We start from the raw sequence: 18,557 nt of genomic DNA on the forward strand, positions 1-18,557 counted from the left end.
CGGCAGCCAAGGGTTGCCGCGCCCTTTTTTATTGGCGCCGTTATCTGCCGGGCGCTTCTATACCCTGCAGGAGATAGCGGACCATCTTGCGTATCGTCGCCTCAGGCTCGTCGAGCCGGTTGATCAGGAGATGCCGCCAGGCATAGGAGGCGACGAGATCGGCGACCACACCCGGATCGATATCCCCGGCGATCTCGCCGCGTGCCTTGGCGCGCTCGATGATCTGGCCGGTGTGGGTGCGGCGCCCTCCGGCATAGCCGGCAAGGGCCGCGGCCGCGGTTTCATCCGATTGGGCCTCGGCGATCAGCGACTTGAAGACACTGCCCGACGATGTCTCGCGCCAGTGCGTGAACAGATTGATCAGGAAGCCGACGAGGTCCTCCTCCAGGCTTCCGGTATCGGGAAGGTCGACGCGCTTCTGGCGCTGGTAGACTTCGAGCAGCAGGGCCGCCTTGCTCGGCCACCAGCGATAGATGGTCGGCTTGCCGGCGCGCGCACGCCGCGCCACCGCCTCGATCGAGAAACCGGCATAGCCGGCCTCGATCAGCACGGCTTCGGCAGCCTCCAAAATCGCTTCGGCGCTGTCGGGATTGCGCCTGGCGCCAATCGATTTGCGTGCCGGATCGGCGATTTCGCCCATGAGCCGTTCCTCCTGAAGCGGTTTCTCGTCTCGGCTGAAACAATAACCCGCCGGCAATCGCTTGCCTCGCCCGCGCCTTTGCCCAGATAGGAACCATCCGGGGTAAAAGCACTCGTTTTCCTTGCAGCGTTGCGGACGCCAAAAAATGAAGCCATCTGGCCGCAAAAAGCGCTGATGCCAAGAGATACCAATACATCATCGCTTGACGAAACGGAACGGTTCGTTCTATTCAACGAAACGTTTCGTTCCGATGGGGATCGTCATGACGGCTGTTATCTCACCCGGCTCTGCACCCGCCGAGACGACGATTTCGAACTGGATGACCTTTTTGCTGGCCGCCGCCTGCGGGCTGATTGTCGCCAATATCTATTATGCGCAGCCGCTGATCGGCCCGATCGGCGCCGAACTTGGCCTGCCGCCACATGCGGCGGGCCTGATCGTTACGATGGCGCAGATCGGCTATGGGGTGGGCCTGCTTTTTGTTGTGCCGCTTGGCGACCTCATCGAAAACCGCAGGCTGGTGCTTGGCATACTCGCCGTTGCAACGCTTGCTTTGCTGGGCGCGGCGATTTCAACACAGCCAGCGGCTTTTCTGGCCGCGATGCTGTTTGTCGGCCTGGGCTCGGTCGCGGTGCAGGCGCTTATCCCCTATGCGGCGCACCTGGCGCCGGAAGCCAGGCGTGGCCGCGTGGTCGGCAATGTCTCGGTGGGATTGCTGCTGGGCATCATGCTGTCGCGGCCGCTCTCCAGCTTCATCACCGCGCTGTCGTCCTGGCATGTGGTCTACTTCACCTCTTGCGCCGTCATGATCGTGCTGATCGCAGTGCTGCGGTTCGCGCTGCCCAGGCGCGTGCCGACGGCGCGTCTGAGCTACGGCGCGCTGTTGGCGTCCATGGTGCATACTGCGCGCACGACGCCGGTGCTGCGGCGGCGGGCTCTCTACCAGGCGTTCCTGTTCGCGGCTTTCAGCCTGTTCTGGACGACAACGCCGCTGCTGCTGGCCGGGCCTGATTTTGGGCTGACGCAGCGCGGCATCGGCCTGTTCGCGTTGGCCGGCGTCGCCGGCGCGATCGCCGCGCCGCTCGCCGGAAGAGTAGCCGACCGCGGCTGGAGCCGCCCGGCGACAGCCTTTGCCATGCTATGCGTCGCCGTCGCGTTTCTCGTAACCCACATCGCCCGCAGCGGCTCGACGCTTTCGTTGGCGCTGCTGGTCGCCGCGGCAATCGTGCTCGACTTCGGTGTGCAGACCAACCTGGTCCTCGGCTATCGGGACCTGTTCGCGCTCGGCGCCGCGCATCGCAGCCGTCTGAACGGGCTCTACATGGCGACGTTCTTCATCGCCGGTGCAATCGGCTCGGCCGTCGGCGGCTGGGCGTATGCGCAAGGCGGCTGGCCGCTGGTGTCCTGGATCGGCCTGGCGCTGCCGGTTGCGGCACTGCTCTGTTTCGCCACCGAATTCAGGTCGCGCCAACGAGCGTGAATTCGCACCCGGATCAGGCCATCATTGCATCGCTTGCGATGTCTCGGACTCGATGCGCCATCCACCTTCGGCCTTGACCAGCCCGAGCGTGACGCGCGCCTTGCCGGTCAGCCGCGCCGCCGCCTTGTCCTTCGGCACATAGTCGTAGCGCATGGCAAAGGCGGCGTCGGCGCGGCCCTCGCCATGCGGGGTAACTTCCAGGCTGCCGGGTTCCAGCCCGAGCGACCACGAGGCCCATTGCGCGAACCAGTCGGTCTTCACCTTGACGATGGCATCGGCGTCGTAGCGTGTGCCGAAAATGGTGACGGACGAGCCGTAGATCCGCTTGACCGTTTCAGCCATCGTCCTGGTGTCGGGCGCCAGATAATCTCGGCGCAGGAATTTTTCGATCGAGGCGTTGTCGTCGCCCACCGAGCGCTCCAGCGCCGCGACCTGCGAGGCGGGTGCGGGTTGTGCCGCCGGCTTGGGCTCCGGGGCGGGCCCATCACCCGGGACGAATTCGAAGCGTTCGAGCAGCGAGCCCTGTTCCCAGGGGCGCTGGCCCTCGCGGGTTTGCGAAACCACGTCGCGGCGCACCGCGATCATCATGTCGTTGATGCTCTGGCCGGGCTCGGCCATGTGCCGCAAAAGGGCTGATGCAAAGGGCGAGTTGCGCCCGGTGCCGTCCATGGCGACCGCGCCCGGCGCCGTCGAGAAGGCGATGAAGGAGCCGCGTGTCGAGTCGAACTGCGCCAGCCCCGCCAGTGCCGTCGCCGAGCGCGTGGTGGCGGTGCGGCTCAAGCTGCGGGCAAACGGGTTGTTGCGGCAGGCATCGAGAAACACCAGGCTGACCTTGGTCTGCTGTTCCATGATGTCGAGGACTTCGTCGATCGGCACCGCTTCGAGCTGCAGTTTCACCGGCATGTCGAGCCTGGCATCGACCGGTACGATGTAGTTGCGCCCGTCGACCTGCAGGCCGTGGCCGGCATAGTAGAAAAGCCCGACGCCGGCGCCCTCGAGCGCATCGGAGAATTCGCCGATGCTGCGCTCGAGCTCGCGCTTGCCGAGATCGTTGCCTTCGATGACCTCGAAACCGATGGAGCGCAGCTTGTCGGCGATGTCGAGGGCGTCGTTGACCGGATTGGCCAGCGTTCCGGCCTCGGCATAGGTGCCGTTGCCGATGACAAGCGCCACGCGCCGCGCCGGCTCAGCGTCGGCGCTCAGCAGCAACAGTCCCAGAAATGCCCAAGCGAGGATCGCAAGCCTGCCCATGGGGCGCGATCATAGCGCCACAGGCCCCGGCGACGCCAACAGATTTGAAATGCAGGCTTATCCGCGCGGTTCGCCGCCCTGGCAGGCGCGGCGAAAACGCCCTTGCGCCCGCGCGCCGTATCGGGCAAACCGGCCTTCCCTTGCGATTTTCCCGCCCGAGGTCCCCATGTCCACGACGATTTCGCCGCTCGCGCCGAAGAAATACCCCAAGATGCCTGTCATCGAAGGGGTACGCATCGCCACCGCCGAAGCGGGGATAAGTACAAGAACCGCACCGACCTGCTGGCCATGGTGTTCGACGCCGGCACCGCGGTCGCCGGTGTGTTCACCAAGTCGAAATGCCCCTCGGCGCCGGTCGATTTCTGCCGGCAGAACCTTGCCGCCGGCAAGGCCCGGGTGCTGGTCGTCAATTCCGGCAATGCCAACGCCTTCACCGGCCAGAAAGGCCGCGCATCCACCGCGCTGACCGGCGAGGCAGCGGCCAAAGCCGCAGGCTGCACGCCAAGTGAGGTTTTCCTGGCCTCGACCGGTGTGATCGGCGAGCCGCTCGACACGACCAAGTTCAGCCATCTGCTTGCCGGGCTGGTCAGCGACGGCAAGCCGGACCTGTGGACCGAGGCGGCAAAGGCCATCATGACCACGGACACCTATCCGAAAGTGGCGACGCAGACCGTCAAGCTTGGGGATACCGATGTCACCATCAACGGCATCTCCAAGGGCGCCGGCATGATCGCTCCCGACATGGCGACGATGCTGTCCTTCATCGCCACCGACGCGCCGATCGCTGCCCCCGTGCTGCAGGACCTGTTGTCGCGCGGCACGGCCAAGACCTTCAACGCGGTGACCGTCGACAGCGACACCTCGACCAGCGACACGCTGCTGATTTTTGCCACCGGCAAGGCCGCCAAACGTGGCGCGCCGGAAATAACCGACCCGAAAGACCCTCGGCTCGGCCAGTTCCGACGGGCGCTCGGAAAAGTGCTGAAGTCGCTGGCGCTGCAAGTGGTGCGCGACGGCGAGGGTGCCCGCAAGCAGGTCGAAGTCACCGTCACCGGCGCGAAATCGGCCCGCTCGGCCAAGCGCATCGCGCTGTCGATCGCCAATTCACCGCTGGTCAAGACGGCGGTCGCTGGCGAGGACGCCAATTGGGGCCGCGTCGTCATGGCCGTCGGCAAGGCCGGCGAGCCCGCCGACCGCGACCGGCTGTCGATCTGGTTCGGCGACAACCGGTTGGCGCATGAGGGCGAGCGCGACCCGGCTTATTCGGAGGAAAAGACCTCGGCCTACATGAAACGCGACGATATTCGCATCCGCGCCGATATCGGCATTGGCCGCGGTAAGGCGACGGTGTGGACCTGCGACCTCACCAAGGAATATGTCGCCATCAACGGCGACTATCGGAGCTGACGGTTTTGGCTTCCAGGCATCCGGCAAGCATGCTCGCGATCGTGCGCCGCTACGAGGCGGCCGGCTTTCGCGCCTGGCCCGCGGCCGCGGTCATTATGACGGCACCTGGGTGGTGCGGCTGACCGCCGGCCATCCGGCCAAACGGCTGAATTCGGTCAATCCGCTCGATCCCGGCGACACCCAGCACATCGCCGACCGCATCGGTCGGGCCAGCCGCCGTTTCGATGCCTATGGCAGGCCGCTGACGTTCCGCATGTCGCCGCTGTCGGGGCCTGATCTGGCCAGCCATCTCGACAAGGAGGGCTGGAGCCGGTTCGACGAATCGCTGGTCATGCGGCTGCCGCTGGCCGACGCGCAGCTCGATGCCGCCATGGACCAGATTCCGCTCAAGGACATCAGCCGCTTCATCGGCGCCTCGATCAAGGTTAGCGGCTCGGATGTTTCGCTGCGGCCCGGCCTGTCGGAGATCATCGGCGCCATCCAGCCCGAGGCCGGTCTGTTCGCGCTCGAGGATGGAACCGAACCGCTGGCGACGCTGATCTGCGTGCATGATGGCGATCTCGCCGGCCTGTTCGAGGTTGCGACCGACAGATCGGCGCGCAACAAGGGCCATGGCCGCAACCTGATCCTGTCGGCGCTGAAATGGGCGCGGCTGCGCGGCGCGCGGGAAGCCTGGCTGCAGGTCGAGGCCGGCAATGTGCCGGCGCTGGCGCTCTATCGGTCGCTCGGCTTCGAGGAAGTCTACCGCTACCACTATCGCCGGCCGCCTGGTCATGAGTGAAGTTGGGCATGAATAATCCAGCGAATAGCGGCAAGCGCCTGCTCCTGGTCGCCGCCTGCGCGCTGGTCGACGCCGACGGCCGCGTGCTCCTGGCGCAGCGGCCTGAAGGCAAGCAGCTTGCGGGCCTGTGGGAATTTCCCGGCGGCAAGGTCGAGCCCGGCGAGACACCGGAACAATGCATCATCCGCGAACTGCATGAGGAGATCGGCATCGAGACCGAGATCCCGTGCCTGGCGCCGCTCACCTTCGCCAGCCATTCCTACGACGATTTCCATCTGTTGATGCCGCTGTTCGTCTGTCGCCGCTTCCGCGGCATCGCCCAACCCCGGGAAGGGCAGGCGCTGAAATGGGTGCGGCCCAAGCAGATGCGCGACTATCCGATGCCGCCGGCTGACGCGCCGCTGATACCGTTCCTCATCGACCTGCTTTGAGAAGCGGGATGGATCGGGACCACGATCCATATCAGCCAGCGTTAATGGAAGATTTATCTGATCATGAAAAATTGATGCATGGCCGTGTCCTTGCGGCCGCGTCGCCATTTCGCTGGGGAGCGATAGTATGAGCCTGGACAGGGATTGGGATTCGATCCGGCCCGACCGCAGCTTTCGTGCCGCCGATGCCGGCATGGGCATCCTGCGCATCACGCTGCTGTTCGGGTCGGCCGCGGTGGCGCTGGCGCTAATCGCGACCCCTTTCCTCGACAACCAGACGCGCTCGCAATCGGCGCGCGATGATTTTCCCGGTCTCGACATGACGGCCACCGGCTCGATCAGCCATCGCAGCACCTATACGGTGCGCCGCAGCGTGCTGCAGCCGCAGCCCGAGTCAGTCTGCATCATCGGCTCCGACGGCAGGACCAGCGGCGACTGCTGATATGGTTAAGATATTTTCGAAAAGGGGGCGGTTTCACCGCCTGTTAAGCCTTTGACGTTAACCTTTCTTAACAGATCGGCGGTAAGGTCCAGGCAACGGGGATCGAGGTGATGAAAACAGTGCTGCTGCGTTTTCTGACGGATGAGACCGGCGCTACTGCCGTCGAATACGCCCTGATCGTCTGTGTGCTGTCATTGACCATCATCGGCGGCATCGGCCAGGTCTTCAACTCGATCACCTGGCTGTTCAGCGACAACACCAGCAGGCTTGCGAACGCCTTTGCATCGCCTTGACCGCAATCGCGACGGCCGCATCAGGATTCGCCGGAACCCTCCAGTATAGCTTTCAGCGAGACCTTGGCTGAGCCCGGCTTCAGTGGTTTTTGCTGCGACGCATCGGGCGCCCAACCTGACATCCAGACCATCGAGAAGCTTGCCCGGATCCGGCCGTCGGGGTCGGAAAACCGCTCGGCATAGATTTCCGCGGCACGGGCAAACAGCTGGCGCGTGCCCGGCCGCCGGCTGCGATCGGCAAGCGCGCTGGTTTCGCCCATGGCGCGCAGATCGGCCATCAGGGCAAACAGATTGGCGTAGCGCACCGTCACCGTTTCGACATCGGCGACCGGCAAAGCGAGACCGGCACGCTGCAAAAGCGCGCCGGCGTCGCGCACATCGGTGAAGGGGATGACGCGCGGGCTGGCGCCGCCGTAAAGCTCGGTCTCGGCCGCAAGCAGGCTCTCGCGCAACTCGCTGAGCGTGCCGGCGCCGGCAAAGGCGCCGAGGAAAAGCCCGTCCGGCCGCAGCGCGCGGCGGATCTGGATCAGCATGCCGGGAATGTCGTTCATCGCCTGCAGCGACAGAAGCGACACCGCCAGATCGAGGCTTGCCGGTTCGAACGGCACGGTTTCCAGCGGTGCGACCAGGCCGGCGGCACCATCCAGGAAAGCCGAGTCCGTCTCGACACGGGCGATCTCGGCCACCTTGCCGCTCGCGGCGAGCACAGCGGCCGCTGCCGGCGTTTGGCAAAACAGCACCGCCGCCTTGCCGAACCGGCGCTCGACGGCGCCCAGCCGGTCGGCAAGATCCTCGGCGGCGCGGTTCATGAGGAAATCGGCGCCGTCGACCGGATGGGTGAGCGCGCGCCGCTTGTGCGCCAGCCAGAGATCGGTATCCATTATCGGGTGCAACGGGCGGATCCTTGTTTGTCCACGCCCTGATACACTTGGTATACACGGTGCGCAGGACCAACCACGTGGCCGATCCCATGTCCAAGATCAAGTCCATCGGGATCAGGAACCTCACCCGATCGGCATTCGGCTGGCCGGCGCGCATGCTGTTTCCGCCGGTCTGCGCCGGTTGCCGCCGGCATGTCTCGCAGCCCGGCGTGCTGTGCGGCGCCTGCTGGCCGAAGCTGCGGCTCTTGGAACGCCCCTGGTGTCCGGTGATGGGCACGCCGTTCACCCACCATATGGGCGAGGGCTTTCTATCGGCCGAGGCGATCGCCGATCCGCCGCCCTTCGAACGGGCGCGGGCGGCCGTCGCCTATTCCGGCGTCGCCCGCCAGATGGTGCAAGGGCTGAAATACCAGGACCGCACCGATCTGGCCCCTTGGATGGCGCGCTGGATGGTGCGCGCCGGTGCCGATCTCATCGCCGAGGCCGATGTGGTGGTGCCGGTGCCGCTGCACTGGCGGCGTTTTTTAGGCGGCGGTTCAACCAGTCGGCGGAACTGGCGCGCGGGGTTTGCGAGCTCAGCGGCCTGTCTTTCGCGCCTTCCGCCATGCGGCGTGTGAAACTCACCCGCCAGCAGGTCGGGCTGGAGCGGCAGGAGCGCGAGGAGAATGTGCGGGCCGCCTTTCGTGTGCCGGCCGAGGCGGAAATCGAGATCGCCGGCCGCAGGGCGCTTCTGATCGACGATGTCTACACCACGGGCGCCACCGTGCGCGCGGCCACCAAGGCGCTGAAAAGGGGAGGTGCGGCCGCCGTCGACGTGCTGACCTTCGCGCGTGTGTTGCCGGGGGACTTCCGGGCGGACGAGTCCGCGACTATATAAGTCGGCAACAAAGCGGAAATTCGTCATGGTCGATGTCACGATCTATACACGCATGATGTGCGGCTATTGCACGGCGGCCAAGCGGCTGCTGGAGCGCAAGGGCGTCGCCTATACCGAGCATGACGCTTCGTTCTCGCCGGAATTGCGCCAGGAGATGATCTCGCGCGCTCACGGCCGCACGACCTTTCCGCAGATTTTCATCGGCGACACGCATGTCGGCGGCTGCGATGACCTCCACGAGCTGGAGGCCGAAGGCCGGCTGGACAGACTGCTCGCCAACGGCGCGACGATTTGAGGGTTTGATCATGGGTGTTTTCAAGGCTGCGGCGGTCCAGATGCGTTCAGGCGAAAGCCCTGAGCGCAATGCGGTCGATCTCGAACGGCTGGTGCGTGAGGCAGCCGGCCAGGGCGCGACCTACATCCAGACGCCGGAAATGACCGGGGCGCTGATCCGCGACAAGGAAGCGCGTGCAGCCTCCTTCACCTCCGAAGACAAGGACGTCATCGTCGCGACCGCGCGCAGACTGGCGCGCGAACTCGGCGTCTTCCTGCATATCGGCTCGACCGCCATCCTGCGCGCCGACGGCAAGCTCGCCAACCGGGCGCTGTTGTTCGGTCCGGATGGCGCGACGCTCGCCACCTATGACAAGATCCATATGTTCGACGTCGATCTCGACAATGGCGAAAGCTGGCGCGAATCCGCCGCCTACGAACCGGGCACCGAGGCCGTCGTGACCGGGGTTGCGGGCGCCAGGCTTGGCTTTGCGGTCTGCTACGACCTGCGGTTCCCGCAACTGTTCCGTGCCGAGGCGCTGGCCGGCGCCGATGTTTTGACCGTGCCTGCCGCCTTCACCCGCCAGACCGGCGAAGCGCACTGGCATGTGCTGCTCAGAGCCCGCGCCATCGAGAACGGCGCCTTTGTCGTCGCCGCCGCGCAAGGCGGCGTGCACGAGGACGGCCGCGAGACTTTTGGGCATTCGCTGATCGTCGATCCGTGGGGCCGCATCATCGCCGAAGCCGCGCATGACGAGCCGGCGGTGATCGTCGCCGAGATCGACCCGGCGCAGTCGCTTGCTGCGCGCAAGAAGATCCCCAATTTGAAGAATGCGCGGGATTTCACCATCAATGCCGGCGCGGTGGACGCGCCGCTTCTTAGGGGTGCAGCCTCTTGATCCGCTTTTCCCTGATCTGCGAGAACGAGCACCAGTTCGAGGGCTGGTTCCGCAGCAATGACGATTTCGACACCCAGAAGAAGCGCGGCTTTGTCGATTGCCCGAGCTGCGGCTCTCACAAGGTTGAGAAGGCCCTGATGGCGCCGGCTGTCTCCACGGCTCGCAAGCAGGAAACAATCGCGCTGGCCATGGGCGAGGCGCAGAAGCAGGCCTTGGCGCAACTGAAGGCGATGGCCGAGAAGGTGCGCGAGAACGCCGACTATGTCGGCGACAAGTTCGCCGAGGAAGCGCGCAAGATCCATTTCGGCGAAACCGATGCGCGCGGCATCTATGGCGAGGCGACGCTGGAAGAGGCCAAGGGCCTGGCGGACGACGGCGTCGATTTCATGCCGATCCCGGTGTTCCCGGACGACCGCAACTGAGTTCCGAGAGAACTTTGTCCCGAACCCGGAAAGCTGAGCAGCGACGGAGTTCGAGGATATCGTTTCGCATTTTCTTGGACAGGCTGGCCGTAAGGTCCAGCGACAAGAAAACAGTCGGCGGAATGCTGATTATTTATGACGCCGACAAGGGCGGCAAGGATGTGGACAAGGTTGCCGCCGCACTGCAGTTGATACAAGCCGTTGATCCTGCTCGATACCGGCGGATAGTCCGAGACCTCAAACAAATCTGGATCACAACCATTCCCGGCGCCGCCGGGGCAGTTCGTGGGGTCGACATCGACCTGCGAACTCGATGAACGATTCGTGATGGGCGAACACATCTCGATCGAGGAGGTGGCTGGTGCCATTGTGCATGAGGCCACGCACGCGCGTCTCGATCAGTGGGGAATTGGCTACGAAGAGGGATTGCGCGCCAGGGTAGAGGAGGTCTGTATGGGGCAGGAGCTGGTTTTCGCAGCCAAATTACCCGATGGAGCGAGCATCCGACGGTGGGTTGAGGCTCGACAGCAGGGAGCCGTTGACCATTCCAACGCGGCGCTCGATACGCGAGAGATTGCCGGAGCGCGCGATGCCCTGATTCATCTTGGCACGCCGGTGTGGTTTGCGGACACGATTGTCTTTCTCGCACGGCTGCGGCGGGGCCGGAGCGCAAGGCGGCAGGAGCGCGGAAGCTTTTCCGAGCCACCGAACTGACCGATGTGTTCTCGGGGTCCTCAGCTACAAGCTAACTCAAGCTCCCGATCAATTTCTCAAGCAGACGGGAGAGCGTTTCCTGCTCTGCCTGCGTCAAGCCTGAAAGAACATCATGCTCGTTGGCGACGTGGGCGGTGACAGCCTCATCGATCAGGGCGAGCCCTTTCTCGGTAAGCTGCACGACAATGCCACGCCGGTCGTTGGGATGCGGGCCGCGCAGGATCAATCCGGCCTTCTCCAGCCGGTCGAGCCGGTTGGTCATGGCGCCTGACGTCACCATCGTCGCTTCGTAGAGAGCGGTCGGCGTCAGCGCGTAAGGGGCTCCGGAGCGGCGCAGCGTCGCCAGCACGTCGAACTCGCCGGCCTGCAATCCGAATCGAGCAAACAGCGGAGCGAGTCGGTCACGCGCGATCAGCGACGAGGCCTCGTTCAGCCGTCCGAGCACGCCCATCGGCGAGACATCAAGATCCGGCCGCTCCCGTTTCCACTGCTCGATCGCGCGCGCTGCCCTGTCCACTGTCTCACCATTAAATATCTTGACGTTAAGAATCTTTGCATTATCTTACCTCAAGATGAAGAACCGGCCAAGCCGCAAGTGCCAAATTTCGCAATTGAGTGACGGGACAATCCGATGAAATTTCTCTGGGAATCGGCGCTCGGCCTGCTGGTCGTCACCGGCGGCCTGCTTGGCCTAACGCTGCCCTTCGGCAAGCTTGCCACGGCGGCCGGTGTGCCGGCCATGGTCTGGGGCTTCGTCATTTCGCTCGGCGCCGGCGGCGTGCTTTTGTGCGTGCTCCTGGCACGCGGCGAGCGTATCCGGCTCACGCCGCACAAACTGCGCTATTTCTTCGTCACGGCCGCCGTGTCCTATGCCGCCCCCAATCTCTTGATGTTCTCGGCCATTCCGCACCTTGGCGCCGGCTATACCGGCATCATGTTCACGCTTTCGCCCGTCATCACGCTGGTGTTCTCGATCCTGCTGCGTGTCCGGCGTCCCAACATGCTGGGCATCATCGGCATCGCTGTCGGCTTCGTCGGCGCCGTCATGGTGGCGGTGACGCGCGGCGAGGCCGGCCAGCCGGCGGACCTGTTCTGGGTGGTGATGGGGCTGCTGATCCCGGTCAGCCTTGCCGCCGGCAACATCTACCGCACCGTCGATTGGCCGGAAGGCACCGGGCCGATCGAGCTTGCCGTCGGCAGCCATCTGGCGTCGGCGACGCTGCTGCTGGCCGGCATTCTTGCCTTGTTCGGCGTCAAGGCCTTCGTTCCGCTCGGCGGCGTGCCGCTGGTCGCGATGCAGTCGGCGGCTTAGGAGGATGTTATGTCCACAGTCTCGAGTGAGGGCCCGGTCGACGTCGCCGACTTCCGCGCCGCCATGCGGCTCATCGTCGGCAATGTCAGCGTCATCACCGCTGGCGTCGGTGACGACCGCTCGGGCCTTGTCGTCATTTCGGTGGTCTCGCTGTCGGCTGAGCCACCCAAGGTGATCGCTTGCGTCAACCGGTCGTCATCGACCTGGCCGGTGATAGAGCGTTACCGGCATTTCGGCGTCAATTCGCTCGGACCTCAACACCAGCGCGTGGCGGAGCGGTTCTCCGGCTTTGGCGGCATCAAGGGCAAGGACCGCTACGAGGGCGCCGAATGGGTGACGCTGAAGACCGGAGCCGCGCTGATTTCGGACGCGGTGGCGGCCTTCGACTGCAGCCTCGACGAGATGATCGACCGCGGCACGCATTCCATCGTCATCGGCTCGGTCGAGGCGGTGCGCACCCGCGATGCCGGCCAGGCGCTGATCTATTGGCGGGGCGGCTATCGGCCGCTCGATTCGGCCTGACCCGAATCTCAACACGTCCTTGGCGCGCATTCCGCGAACGTAGTCAGACCGATCCCTTTTCCGCCAGCACCATGTAATTGACGTCCATGTCCTTCGACCGCGCCCAGCGATCGGCGAGCGGATTGTAGGTGACGCCGGTGCGGTCGATGATGGTCAGACCGGCGCCACCCAGCGCCTTTTCCAGCTCTTCCGGGCGCACCAGCTTGCCGAACTGGTGGGTGCCGCGCGGCAGCCAGCGCAGCACATATTCGGCGCCGATGATGGCCAGGCCGAGCGCCTTCAGCGTGCGGTTGATGGTGGCCACGAACATGATGCCGCCGGGCCGGACCATCTGTCCGCATTTGGCGACGAACAGGTCGATGTCGGCGACATGCTCGACCACTTCCATGTTGAGGATGACGTCGAATGTCTCGCCGGCGTCGGCAAGGTCCTCGGCCGTCGTGGCGCGGTAGTCGACGCTCACATTGCCTTCGGCCGCGTGCAGTTTCGCCACTTCGATGTTTGTCTCGGAGGCATCCGCTCCCACGACCTCGGCGCCAAGCCGCGCCATCGGCTCGCACAAAAGGCCACCGCCGCAGCCGATATCGAGGATGCGCAGCCCCTCGAACGGCCGCGCGGCACGCGGGTCACGGCCAAAGCGCGCCGCGATCTGGTCGCGGATATAGGAAAGCCGGACCGGATTGAATTTGTGCAGCGGTCGAAACTTGCCGTTCGGGTTCCACCATTCGGCGGCAAGGGCGGAAAAGCGTTCCACTTCTCCGGCATCGATCGTCGATCGTCGGGGCTCTGGCATGGGTTGGTCTCCTAGAGCTCTTTGATTTGTCGCAATTCCGGACGGAAAACCGTTTCACACTTTTCCTGGAATTGCTTCAGAGCGCTAGGAAGTCGGGCGTGGGAGCCGGAAAGTCAAGGCAACAATTTTCCTGTGCCGACAGGGCGATGCATCCTGTCAGGGCATGTCAGCTGCCGTGTGCGGCGGTGAAACACAATTGGCCTGGCGGGCGAATGAAAGGCATCGTTTTTGCATTCGAGGAGTAGGCGATGACGGTCACGACGGCTTCGATCCTTTGGCGCCGGCTGGATGTGGAGGGTCACGACGCCTGCCTGCTTTCGCAAGCCGATGGTGGGCACAGCCTCGAGGGACAGGCCATCTTCGTCCAGAACGGCAAGCCATGCTGCCTTGCCTATGCGGTGATTTGCGACGCCGGCTGGCGCACGCGATCGGCGCGGGTCCATGGTTTTCTCGGCACCCGCAAGCTGCACTACGCCATTGAACGACGTGCCGACGGCGAGTGGATGCTGGACGGCGAGCCTCAGCGGGGCGTTGCCGGCCTTGTCGATGTCGACCTCGGCTTCACGCCGGCATCGAACCTGCTGGCCATCCGCCGGTTCGACCTCGGCATCGGGGAGGCGACGCCCGCTCCAGCCGCCTATCTCGAGCTTCCCCGCGCTGGAGATGGTGCTTCTCGAGCAGAGCTATCGGCGTCTCGACGCAATCCGCTACGCGTACAGCGCGCCTATGTTCGGCTATGAAGAGATTCTCGATGTCTCGCCGCAAGGCTTCGTCGTCGACTATCCTGGCCTGTGGAAAGCCACGGCACAGCCAGACTGACCCAAGCATCGCCCGGGCCGGGAAGGGCGGCGGATCAGGTTTCCTTAACGTCAAATTTACGAGGTTGGCGGTTTCCTGAGGCACGAGCGGGATTCGGCATGTACATTGCCCTCCCATCGATTGGGATGGGTTGGTGCGGATCAAGACCCAGATTGTTGCCACCTTATTCAGCGCCGCGGCCTTGATTGGCCTGGTGGGCGGCATTGCGATCGTCTCCCAGATATCGCTGACCACATCCGGCGCGCTCGCCGAAGCGACGAGCGTTGGGCGGCAATTGGCCGAAACGATTGCCTTCAAGGCTTCCGATGCGCCGCATTCCTTGTTTGAAAGGGCAGACGCACTGCGCGAATTCGTGACCGCGCAACACAGCGACTCGAAACGCGACCTCGTTGTCGTCAATCACGACAAGGTCATCCTTGCCGATGTCCCGGGTGAAGAAAAAATGTCGGCACTCCGTACCGCCACGATCCCGACAATGAAGTCGGCCGGACGATCGAGGATGGCACGCCGCGCAACTTCGTTGAAAGCAGCACCGACCTATCAGAAGCGATCAACCTGGTTGCCGTGCCGATCAAGGATGCTCCCGGCAAGACGGTCGGCGCGGTGCTGTTCGAGTATACGCCGCTGCTGCACGCCGCCCAACAGCGCACCAACAACATGCTCTGGCTCATCGGTCTGTGCACCGCGACCGCCGTGCTGATCTCCGCGATCTCGGCTTTCCTGTTACTGCGTGGCTTTGGCGCCGGTCTTTCCGGCCTCAACCGCGGCATCGAATCGCTGGCGCGCGGCGACGCCGGGGCGCGTATCGGCCTTACCTCCAATGACGAGTTCGGCCAATTGGCGCGAGGCTTCGATGGTATGGCATCCGAACTCGAATCGTCGCGCGGGCAGCTCGTTGAGCAGAAGGCCTATATCGAGGATATTGTCCGCACTGTCGCCGAAGGAATCGTCGTCATCGACGGCAATGGCCAGATCGTCTCGGTCAATCCGGCGGCCGCCGAGATCATCGGGCGGCGCATCGACAAGATCGAGGGCCAGGATTGGCCGTCGGTCCTCGACATCAGGGGACTGTCGGGAGACAGGCTGGCGCAGGCAACATCGCCGATCGAGCTGGCGCTGACCACGAGTCGCGGGCATCAGGCCGAGGTTCGGCTGGCAAAGCCGGACGGATCGTACCTGCCGGTGATTGCGAGCTGCAATCCGCTCAATCGCTCCGACGGCGGGATCGTGCTGACCTTGAACGACATCAGCGAACTGCGCAGCGCCGAGCGGGCCGTCAACGATCGCGCCGAGGAACTGGTAACGCTGAACCGCGAACTGAAAGAGACGTCCCAGGCAACGACCCGCCTGGTCAAGCTCGGCGAACTGCTTCAGGCATGCGTCACCTTCCAGGAGGCATTTTCCGTCGTCGGCTCGGCCATGCCCGATTTCTTCGGCGGATTGAGCGGCACCGTGCATCTTACCAGTGCCTCGCGCAACCTGGTCGAGGAAATGGCGCATTGGGGCACTGTGCGTTCGAGCGTTGGCCAGTTTGCGCCGGAAGATTGCTGGGCGCTGCGACGCGGCCAGGAACATGTTGCCGGCCCCGGCATGCTGACGCCGCGCTGCAACCACATCACCGAGAATGGTGGCCGTGGCTATGTCTGCATGCCCCTGGCGGCTCAGGGGGAGACGCTTGGCATCGTGCATCTGTGCGAACCAGACGCCGCCGGCAGGCCGGGCTGGCTGGCCGAACGGCAACAGGTTCTGCGCGGCGTCGTCGACACGCTGGCGCTGGCATTGGCCAATCTGCGTCTGCGCGAAACGTTACGCCAGCAATCGATCCGCGACCCCAATACCGGGCTCTACAACCGCCGCTATCTCGAGGAGACAAGCAGCCGCGAGTTGAGGCGCCTGGAGCGTTCTGGGCAGCCGATGGCGGTAATCATGCTCGACGTCGATCATTTCAAGCAATTCAACGACACGTTTGGCCATGAAGCGGGCGATCTGGTGCTCAAGCAGGTCGCCGCCACGCTGCTCGACCACGCGAGGGACAGCGATGTGGTGTCGCGCTATGGCGGTGAGGAATTCGCGCTGATGCTGCCGGGAACGTCGCTCGCCGATGCCGCCGAGCGCGCCGAGGCGCTGCGCAAGGCGATCAAGCAGCTGCATCTGGCGCATCGCGGCCGCACGCTCGGAACCATAACGGCCTCGTTTGGCGTATCCGCCTTCCCGGAACTCGGCGCATCATGGGTCGAAATCGTCAACGCCGCGGATCGTTCGCTCTATCAGGCAAAAGCGGACGGCCGCGACCGCGTCGTTGCCGGATTGGGCAGGGCCGATCCCAACTGGGACCTTCCCACCGCCAGCCAAAGCGTGGGTTAACGCGACAGAACGAGCTCGGCATGTCGCCTGGACCGGAACAGTCGCCTGAAGGCGCCAGCTATCGTTTCGCGTCCAGCACTTCGCGTAGCTTAGCCTCGAGTTGCTCGATGGTGAACGGCTTGGCCAGGAAGTGCACGTCATGGTCGAGCACGCCGTTGTGGACGACGGCATTCCTGGTGAAACCGGTGGTGAAGACGACTTTCAGGCCGGGTTGGCGCGCGACCGCTTCCTCGGCGAGCTTGCGGCCGTTCATCACCGGCATGACGATGTCCGTGAAAAGCAGGGCGATGCCAGGCGTCGCCGCCAGTTTCTGAAGCGCCTCCTGGCCGCTGCCGACGTGGATGACGGTGTAGCCGAGTTCGCGCATGGCGTCCGTCGTTGAGGCCCGAACGCGGGCGTCGTCCTCGACGACGAGGATCGTTTCGGTGACCTTGGCGGTGCTCTTGCCGCGCCCGGCAAGTGCTGCCGGCTCCTCCGGCCCGAAAAACCGGGGCAGATAGATCCTGATCGTCGTGCCTTCGCCCGGTTCGGAGTAAATCTTGACGTGGCCGCCCGACTGCTTGACGAAGCCGAACACCTGGCTCAGCCCAAGTCCCGTGCCTTTGTCGACCGGCTTGGTCGTGAAGAAAGGTTCGAACGCCTTTGCGATGACCTCGGGCGACATGCCGGTGCCGGTGTCGGTTACCGCGATCATCACATATTGGCCTGGCGTGACTTCGGCATGCGTCGCGGCGTAAGCGTCGTCGAGGTGGCTGTTGGCGGTCTCGATGGTCAACTTGCCGTCATTGTCCATGGCGTCGCGGGCATTGACGGCAAGGTTGAGGATCGCGTTCTCGATCTGGCTGGGGTCGGCGTGGGTTTTCCACAGGCCGCCCGCCAGCACCGTCTCGACGCGGATGCCTTCGCCGAGCGCACGGTGCAGAAGGTCGGACATGCCGGTCACCAGCCGGTTGGTGTCGACCACCTGCGGCGCCAGCGGCTGCAGACGGGAGAAGGCAAGCAGCCGGGAGGTCAAATTGGCGGCGCGGCTGGCCGCGTCCGTCGCCGCCTCGATGAATTTCTCGATATCATTCTCGCCGCGTTTCAGCTTGCGCTGGGCAAGGTTCATAGCGCTGAGGATCACCGCCAGCATGTTATTGAAATCATGGGCGATGCCGCCGGTCAGTTGCCCGACGGCTTCCATCTTCTGCATCTGGCGGATCTGGGATTCGGCTTTCTCGCGCGTGTCGATCTCGTTGCCGAGCTCGATGTTCTTACGCATCAGTTCTTCCTGGGCGGTGACAACCTCGCGAAAGCGGCGGCGGGATTGGCGGATTGTGTAGGCGCCGAGCAGGAAGATCGCGATCAGGGCCGCCAGCGAACCGATGCGCAGCCAGGCCTCGACCTGGTCGGTGTGCTCGTCGCGCGCAGCGATGTCGGCCGCGCCGATGCGCCGGATCGTGTCCACGCTGGCGCGGATCTCGTCCATGGCGGCCTTGCCCTGACCACTGCGGACAAGTTGCAGCGCCTTGGCGGCATCGCCCTTGTCGTAGAGGGCGATCGTCACGGCGAGTTCAGCCTGTTTTTGTGAAAGCGCGTCCTTGATGTGGCTGATCTGCAGGGCGAGCTGGTCGTTGGATGATGTCATGGCATCGATGCGGGCAAGTTGTCCCGGGATCGCAACGACAGCCTTCTGGTACGGTTCGAGGTAGGATTTCTCGCCGGTCAGCAGGTAGCCGCGCTGGCCGGCCTCGGCATCCTGCGCCAATGATAGCAGCCCTGAAAGCTGTTCCTGGTATTCGATTGTCTCGCGCGCGGCGGCACGATTGGCCCTTTGGCTCTCGACCAGCAGGGCGCGGGTGCCGACGATCAATGCCAGCACGGCGAAGCCGGCGACAAGCGGCAGCGATTGCAATCGCATGGCGCGCCGAAGACGAGCAATCATCTGTTATGCCGAACCAAAAGGAATTCCCCGCG

The 18,557-nt window shown here is 64.4% G+C and carries 20 protein-coding genes and 4 pseudogenes; 17 read left to right on the forward strand and 7 right to left on the reverse strand.

The genetic code is table 11. From position 1 onward, the window contains the following. Positions 1 to 40: 40 nt before the first annotated feature. Entirely contained in the window at positions 41 to 640 is a 600-nt protein-coding gene (locus AC0V8S_RS09250; protein ID WP_183463423.1) for a TetR/AcrR family transcriptional regulator, read from the reverse strand. Between the two features lie 262 nt (positions 641 to 902). Here AC0V8S_RS09250 and AC0V8S_RS09255 point away from each other — a divergent pair, with 262 nt between their 5' ends. Beyond that, on the forward strand, positions 903 to 2,120 hold the full coding sequence (locus tag AC0V8S_RS09255) for an MFS transporter (RefSeq protein ID WP_475437485.1): 1,218 nt from the start codon (positions 903 to 905) through the stop codon (positions 2,118 to 2,120). Between the two features lie 21 nt (positions 2,121 to 2,141). Here the strand turns inward: AC0V8S_RS09255 and AC0V8S_RS09260 are convergent, their stop codons facing one another. After that, positions 2,142 to 3,371 (reverse strand): caspase family protein, encoded by a 1,230-nt coding sequence (locus AC0V8S_RS09260; protein ID WP_475437486.1) that lies wholly within the window; start codon positions 3,369 to 3,371, stop codon positions 2,142 to 2,144. A 166-nt stretch (positions 3,372 to 3,537) separates the two neighbouring features. Here AC0V8S_RS09260 and argJ point away from each other — a divergent pair. From argJ to AC0V8S_RS09285, 5 genes and pseudogenes are all read left to right on the forward strand, one after another. After that, positions 3,538 to 4,778 (forward strand): annotated as a pseudogene (gene argJ, locus AC0V8S_RS09265) (bifunctional glutamate N-acetyltransferase/amino-acid acetyltransferase ArgJ). A gap of 29 nt (positions 4,779 to 4,807) precedes the next feature. Continuing rightward, positions 4,808 to 5,559, forward strand: a pseudogene (locus AC0V8S_RS09270) (GNAT family N-acetyltransferase). Positions 5,560 to 5,567: 8 nt separating this feature from the next. After that, the gene (locus tag AC0V8S_RS09275) at positions 5,568 to 5,990 is read left to right on the forward strand and encodes a (deoxy)nucleoside triphosphate pyrophosphohydrolase (RefSeq protein ID WP_475437487.1); all 423 of its coding nucleotides are present in this window, start codon (positions 5,568 to 5,570) and stop codon (positions 5,988 to 5,990) included. Positions 5,991 to 6,117: 127 nt separating this feature from the next. After that, positions 6,118 to 6,432 (forward strand): hypothetical protein, encoded by a 315-nt coding sequence (locus AC0V8S_RS09280; RefSeq protein WP_475437488.1) that lies wholly within the window; start codon positions 6,118 to 6,120, stop codon positions 6,430 to 6,432. Positions 6,433 to 6,542: 110 nt separating this feature from the next. After that, positions 6,543 to 6,725, forward strand: a complete 183-nt coding sequence (locus AC0V8S_RS09285) for a Flp family type IVb pilin (RefSeq protein WP_183463408.1) — start codon at positions 6,543 to 6,545, stop codon at positions 6,723 to 6,725. A gap of 20 nt (positions 6,726 to 6,745) precedes the next feature. Here AC0V8S_RS09285 and AC0V8S_RS09290 read toward each other — a convergent pair whose 3' ends face one another. Then, a complete protein-coding gene (locus tag AC0V8S_RS09290) occupies positions 6,746 to 7,618 on the reverse strand; it encodes a methyltransferase domain-containing protein (protein ID WP_475437489.1) in 873 nt (290 codons plus the stop codon). Between the two features lie 77 nt (positions 7,619 to 7,695). On the opposite strand from AC0V8S_RS09290, the pseudogene AC0V8S_RS09295 reads away from it, so the two are divergent. From AC0V8S_RS09295 to AC0V8S_RS09320, 6 genes and pseudogenes are all read left to right on the forward strand, one after another. Next, positions 7,696 to 8,483 (forward strand): annotated as a pseudogene (locus AC0V8S_RS09295) (ComF family protein). A gap of 25 nt (positions 8,484 to 8,508) precedes the next feature. Then, positions 8,509 to 8,778: a glutaredoxin 3 gene (grxC, locus tag AC0V8S_RS09300; RefSeq protein ID WP_348524698.1), complete on the forward strand. Its 270-nt coding sequence runs from the start codon at positions 8,509 to 8,511 to the stop codon at positions 8,776 to 8,778. A gap of 10 nt (positions 8,779 to 8,788) precedes the next feature. Then, complete coding sequence (locus tag AC0V8S_RS09305; protein WP_475437490.1) at positions 8,789 to 9,655, forward strand: carbon-nitrogen hydrolase family protein; 867 nt, start codon at positions 8,789 to 8,791, stop codon at positions 9,653 to 9,655. Continuing rightward, positions 9,652 to 10,077, forward strand: a complete 426-nt coding sequence (locus AC0V8S_RS09310; protein WP_183463400.1) for a DUF1178 family protein — start codon at positions 9,652 to 9,654, stop codon at positions 10,075 to 10,077. The genes AC0V8S_RS09305 and AC0V8S_RS09310 overlap by 4 nt, the downstream gene beginning before the upstream one ends. 122 nt (positions 10,078 to 10,199) lie before the next feature. Further along, positions 10,200 to 10,394, forward strand: a complete 195-nt coding sequence (locus AC0V8S_RS09315; protein ID WP_475437491.1) for a hypothetical protein — start codon at positions 10,200 to 10,202, stop codon at positions 10,392 to 10,394. 10 nt (positions 10,395 to 10,404) lie between these two features. Then, entirely contained in the window at positions 10,405 to 10,791 is a 387-nt protein-coding gene (locus AC0V8S_RS09320; RefSeq protein ID WP_475437492.1) for a hypothetical protein, read from the forward strand. A gap of 31 nt (positions 10,792 to 10,822) precedes the next feature. On the opposite strand, the gene AC0V8S_RS09325 is transcribed toward AC0V8S_RS09320, so the two are convergent. Beyond that, positions 10,823 to 11,308, reverse strand: coding sequence for a MarR family winged helix-turn-helix transcriptional regulator (locus tag AC0V8S_RS09325; RefSeq protein WP_475437493.1), 486 nt, complete (start codon positions 11,306 to 11,308; stop codon positions 10,823 to 10,825). Between the two features lie 114 nt (positions 11,309 to 11,422). Between AC0V8S_RS09325 and AC0V8S_RS09330 the strand changes: the two are divergent. Beyond that, positions 11,423 to 12,100, forward strand: a pseudogene (locus AC0V8S_RS09330) (EamA family transporter); the annotation flags it as partial. Between the two features lie 12 nt (positions 12,101 to 12,112). Further along, positions 12,113 to 12,625: a flavin reductase family protein gene (locus tag AC0V8S_RS09335; RefSeq protein ID WP_183463394.1), complete on the forward strand. Its 513-nt coding sequence runs from the start codon at positions 12,113 to 12,115 to the stop codon at positions 12,623 to 12,625. A 43-nt stretch (positions 12,626 to 12,668) separates the two neighbouring features. On the opposite strand, the gene ubiG is transcribed toward AC0V8S_RS09335, so the two are convergent. Further along, positions 12,669 to 13,418, reverse strand: a complete 750-nt coding sequence (gene ubiG, locus AC0V8S_RS09340; RefSeq protein ID WP_027031212.1) for a bifunctional 2-polyprenyl-6-hydroxyphenol methylase/3-demethylubiquinol 3-O-methyltransferase UbiG — start codon at positions 13,416 to 13,418, stop codon at positions 12,669 to 12,671. A gap of 248 nt (positions 13,419 to 13,666) precedes the next feature. On the opposite strand from ubiG, the gene AC0V8S_RS09345 reads away from it, so the two are divergent. Together AC0V8S_RS09345 and AC0V8S_RS09350 are read left to right on the forward strand one after the other, a co-directional pair. Continuing rightward, positions 13,667 to 14,158, forward strand: coding sequence for a putative glycolipid-binding domain-containing protein (locus tag AC0V8S_RS09345; RefSeq protein ID WP_475437494.1), 492 nt, complete (start codon positions 13,667 to 13,669; stop codon positions 14,156 to 14,158). After that, entirely contained in the window at positions 14,085 to 14,237 is a 153-nt protein-coding gene (locus AC0V8S_RS09350; protein WP_475437495.1) for a putative glycolipid-binding domain-containing protein, read from the forward strand. The genes AC0V8S_RS09345 and AC0V8S_RS09350 overlap by 74 nt, the downstream gene beginning before the upstream one ends. Positions 14,238 to 14,400: 163 nt before the next feature. On the opposite strand, the gene AC0V8S_RS09355 is transcribed toward AC0V8S_RS09350, so the two are convergent. Further along, complete coding sequence (locus AC0V8S_RS09355) at positions 14,401 to 14,640, reverse strand: hypothetical protein (protein ID WP_475437496.1); 240 nt, start codon at positions 14,638 to 14,640, stop codon at positions 14,401 to 14,403. 161 nt (positions 14,641 to 14,801) lie between these two features. Here AC0V8S_RS09355 and AC0V8S_RS09360 point away from each other — a divergent pair, with 161 nt between their 5' ends. Further along, complete coding sequence (locus AC0V8S_RS09360) at positions 14,802 to 16,601, forward strand: diguanylate cyclase (RefSeq protein WP_475437497.1); 1,800 nt, start codon at positions 14,802 to 14,804, stop codon at positions 16,599 to 16,601. A gap of 58 nt (positions 16,602 to 16,659) precedes the next feature. On the opposite strand, the gene AC0V8S_RS09365 is transcribed toward AC0V8S_RS09360, so the two are convergent. Beyond that, positions 16,660 to 18,501 carry a CHASE3 domain-containing protein gene (locus AC0V8S_RS09365; protein ID WP_475438594.1) on the reverse strand — a complete coding sequence of 614 codons (1,842 nt, stop codon included), beginning with the start codon at positions 18,499 to 18,501 and terminating at the stop codon, positions 16,660 to 16,662. Positions 18,502 to 18,557 lie beyond the last annotated feature (56 nt).

This window comes from Mesorhizobium oxytropidicola (assembly GCF_056174625.1).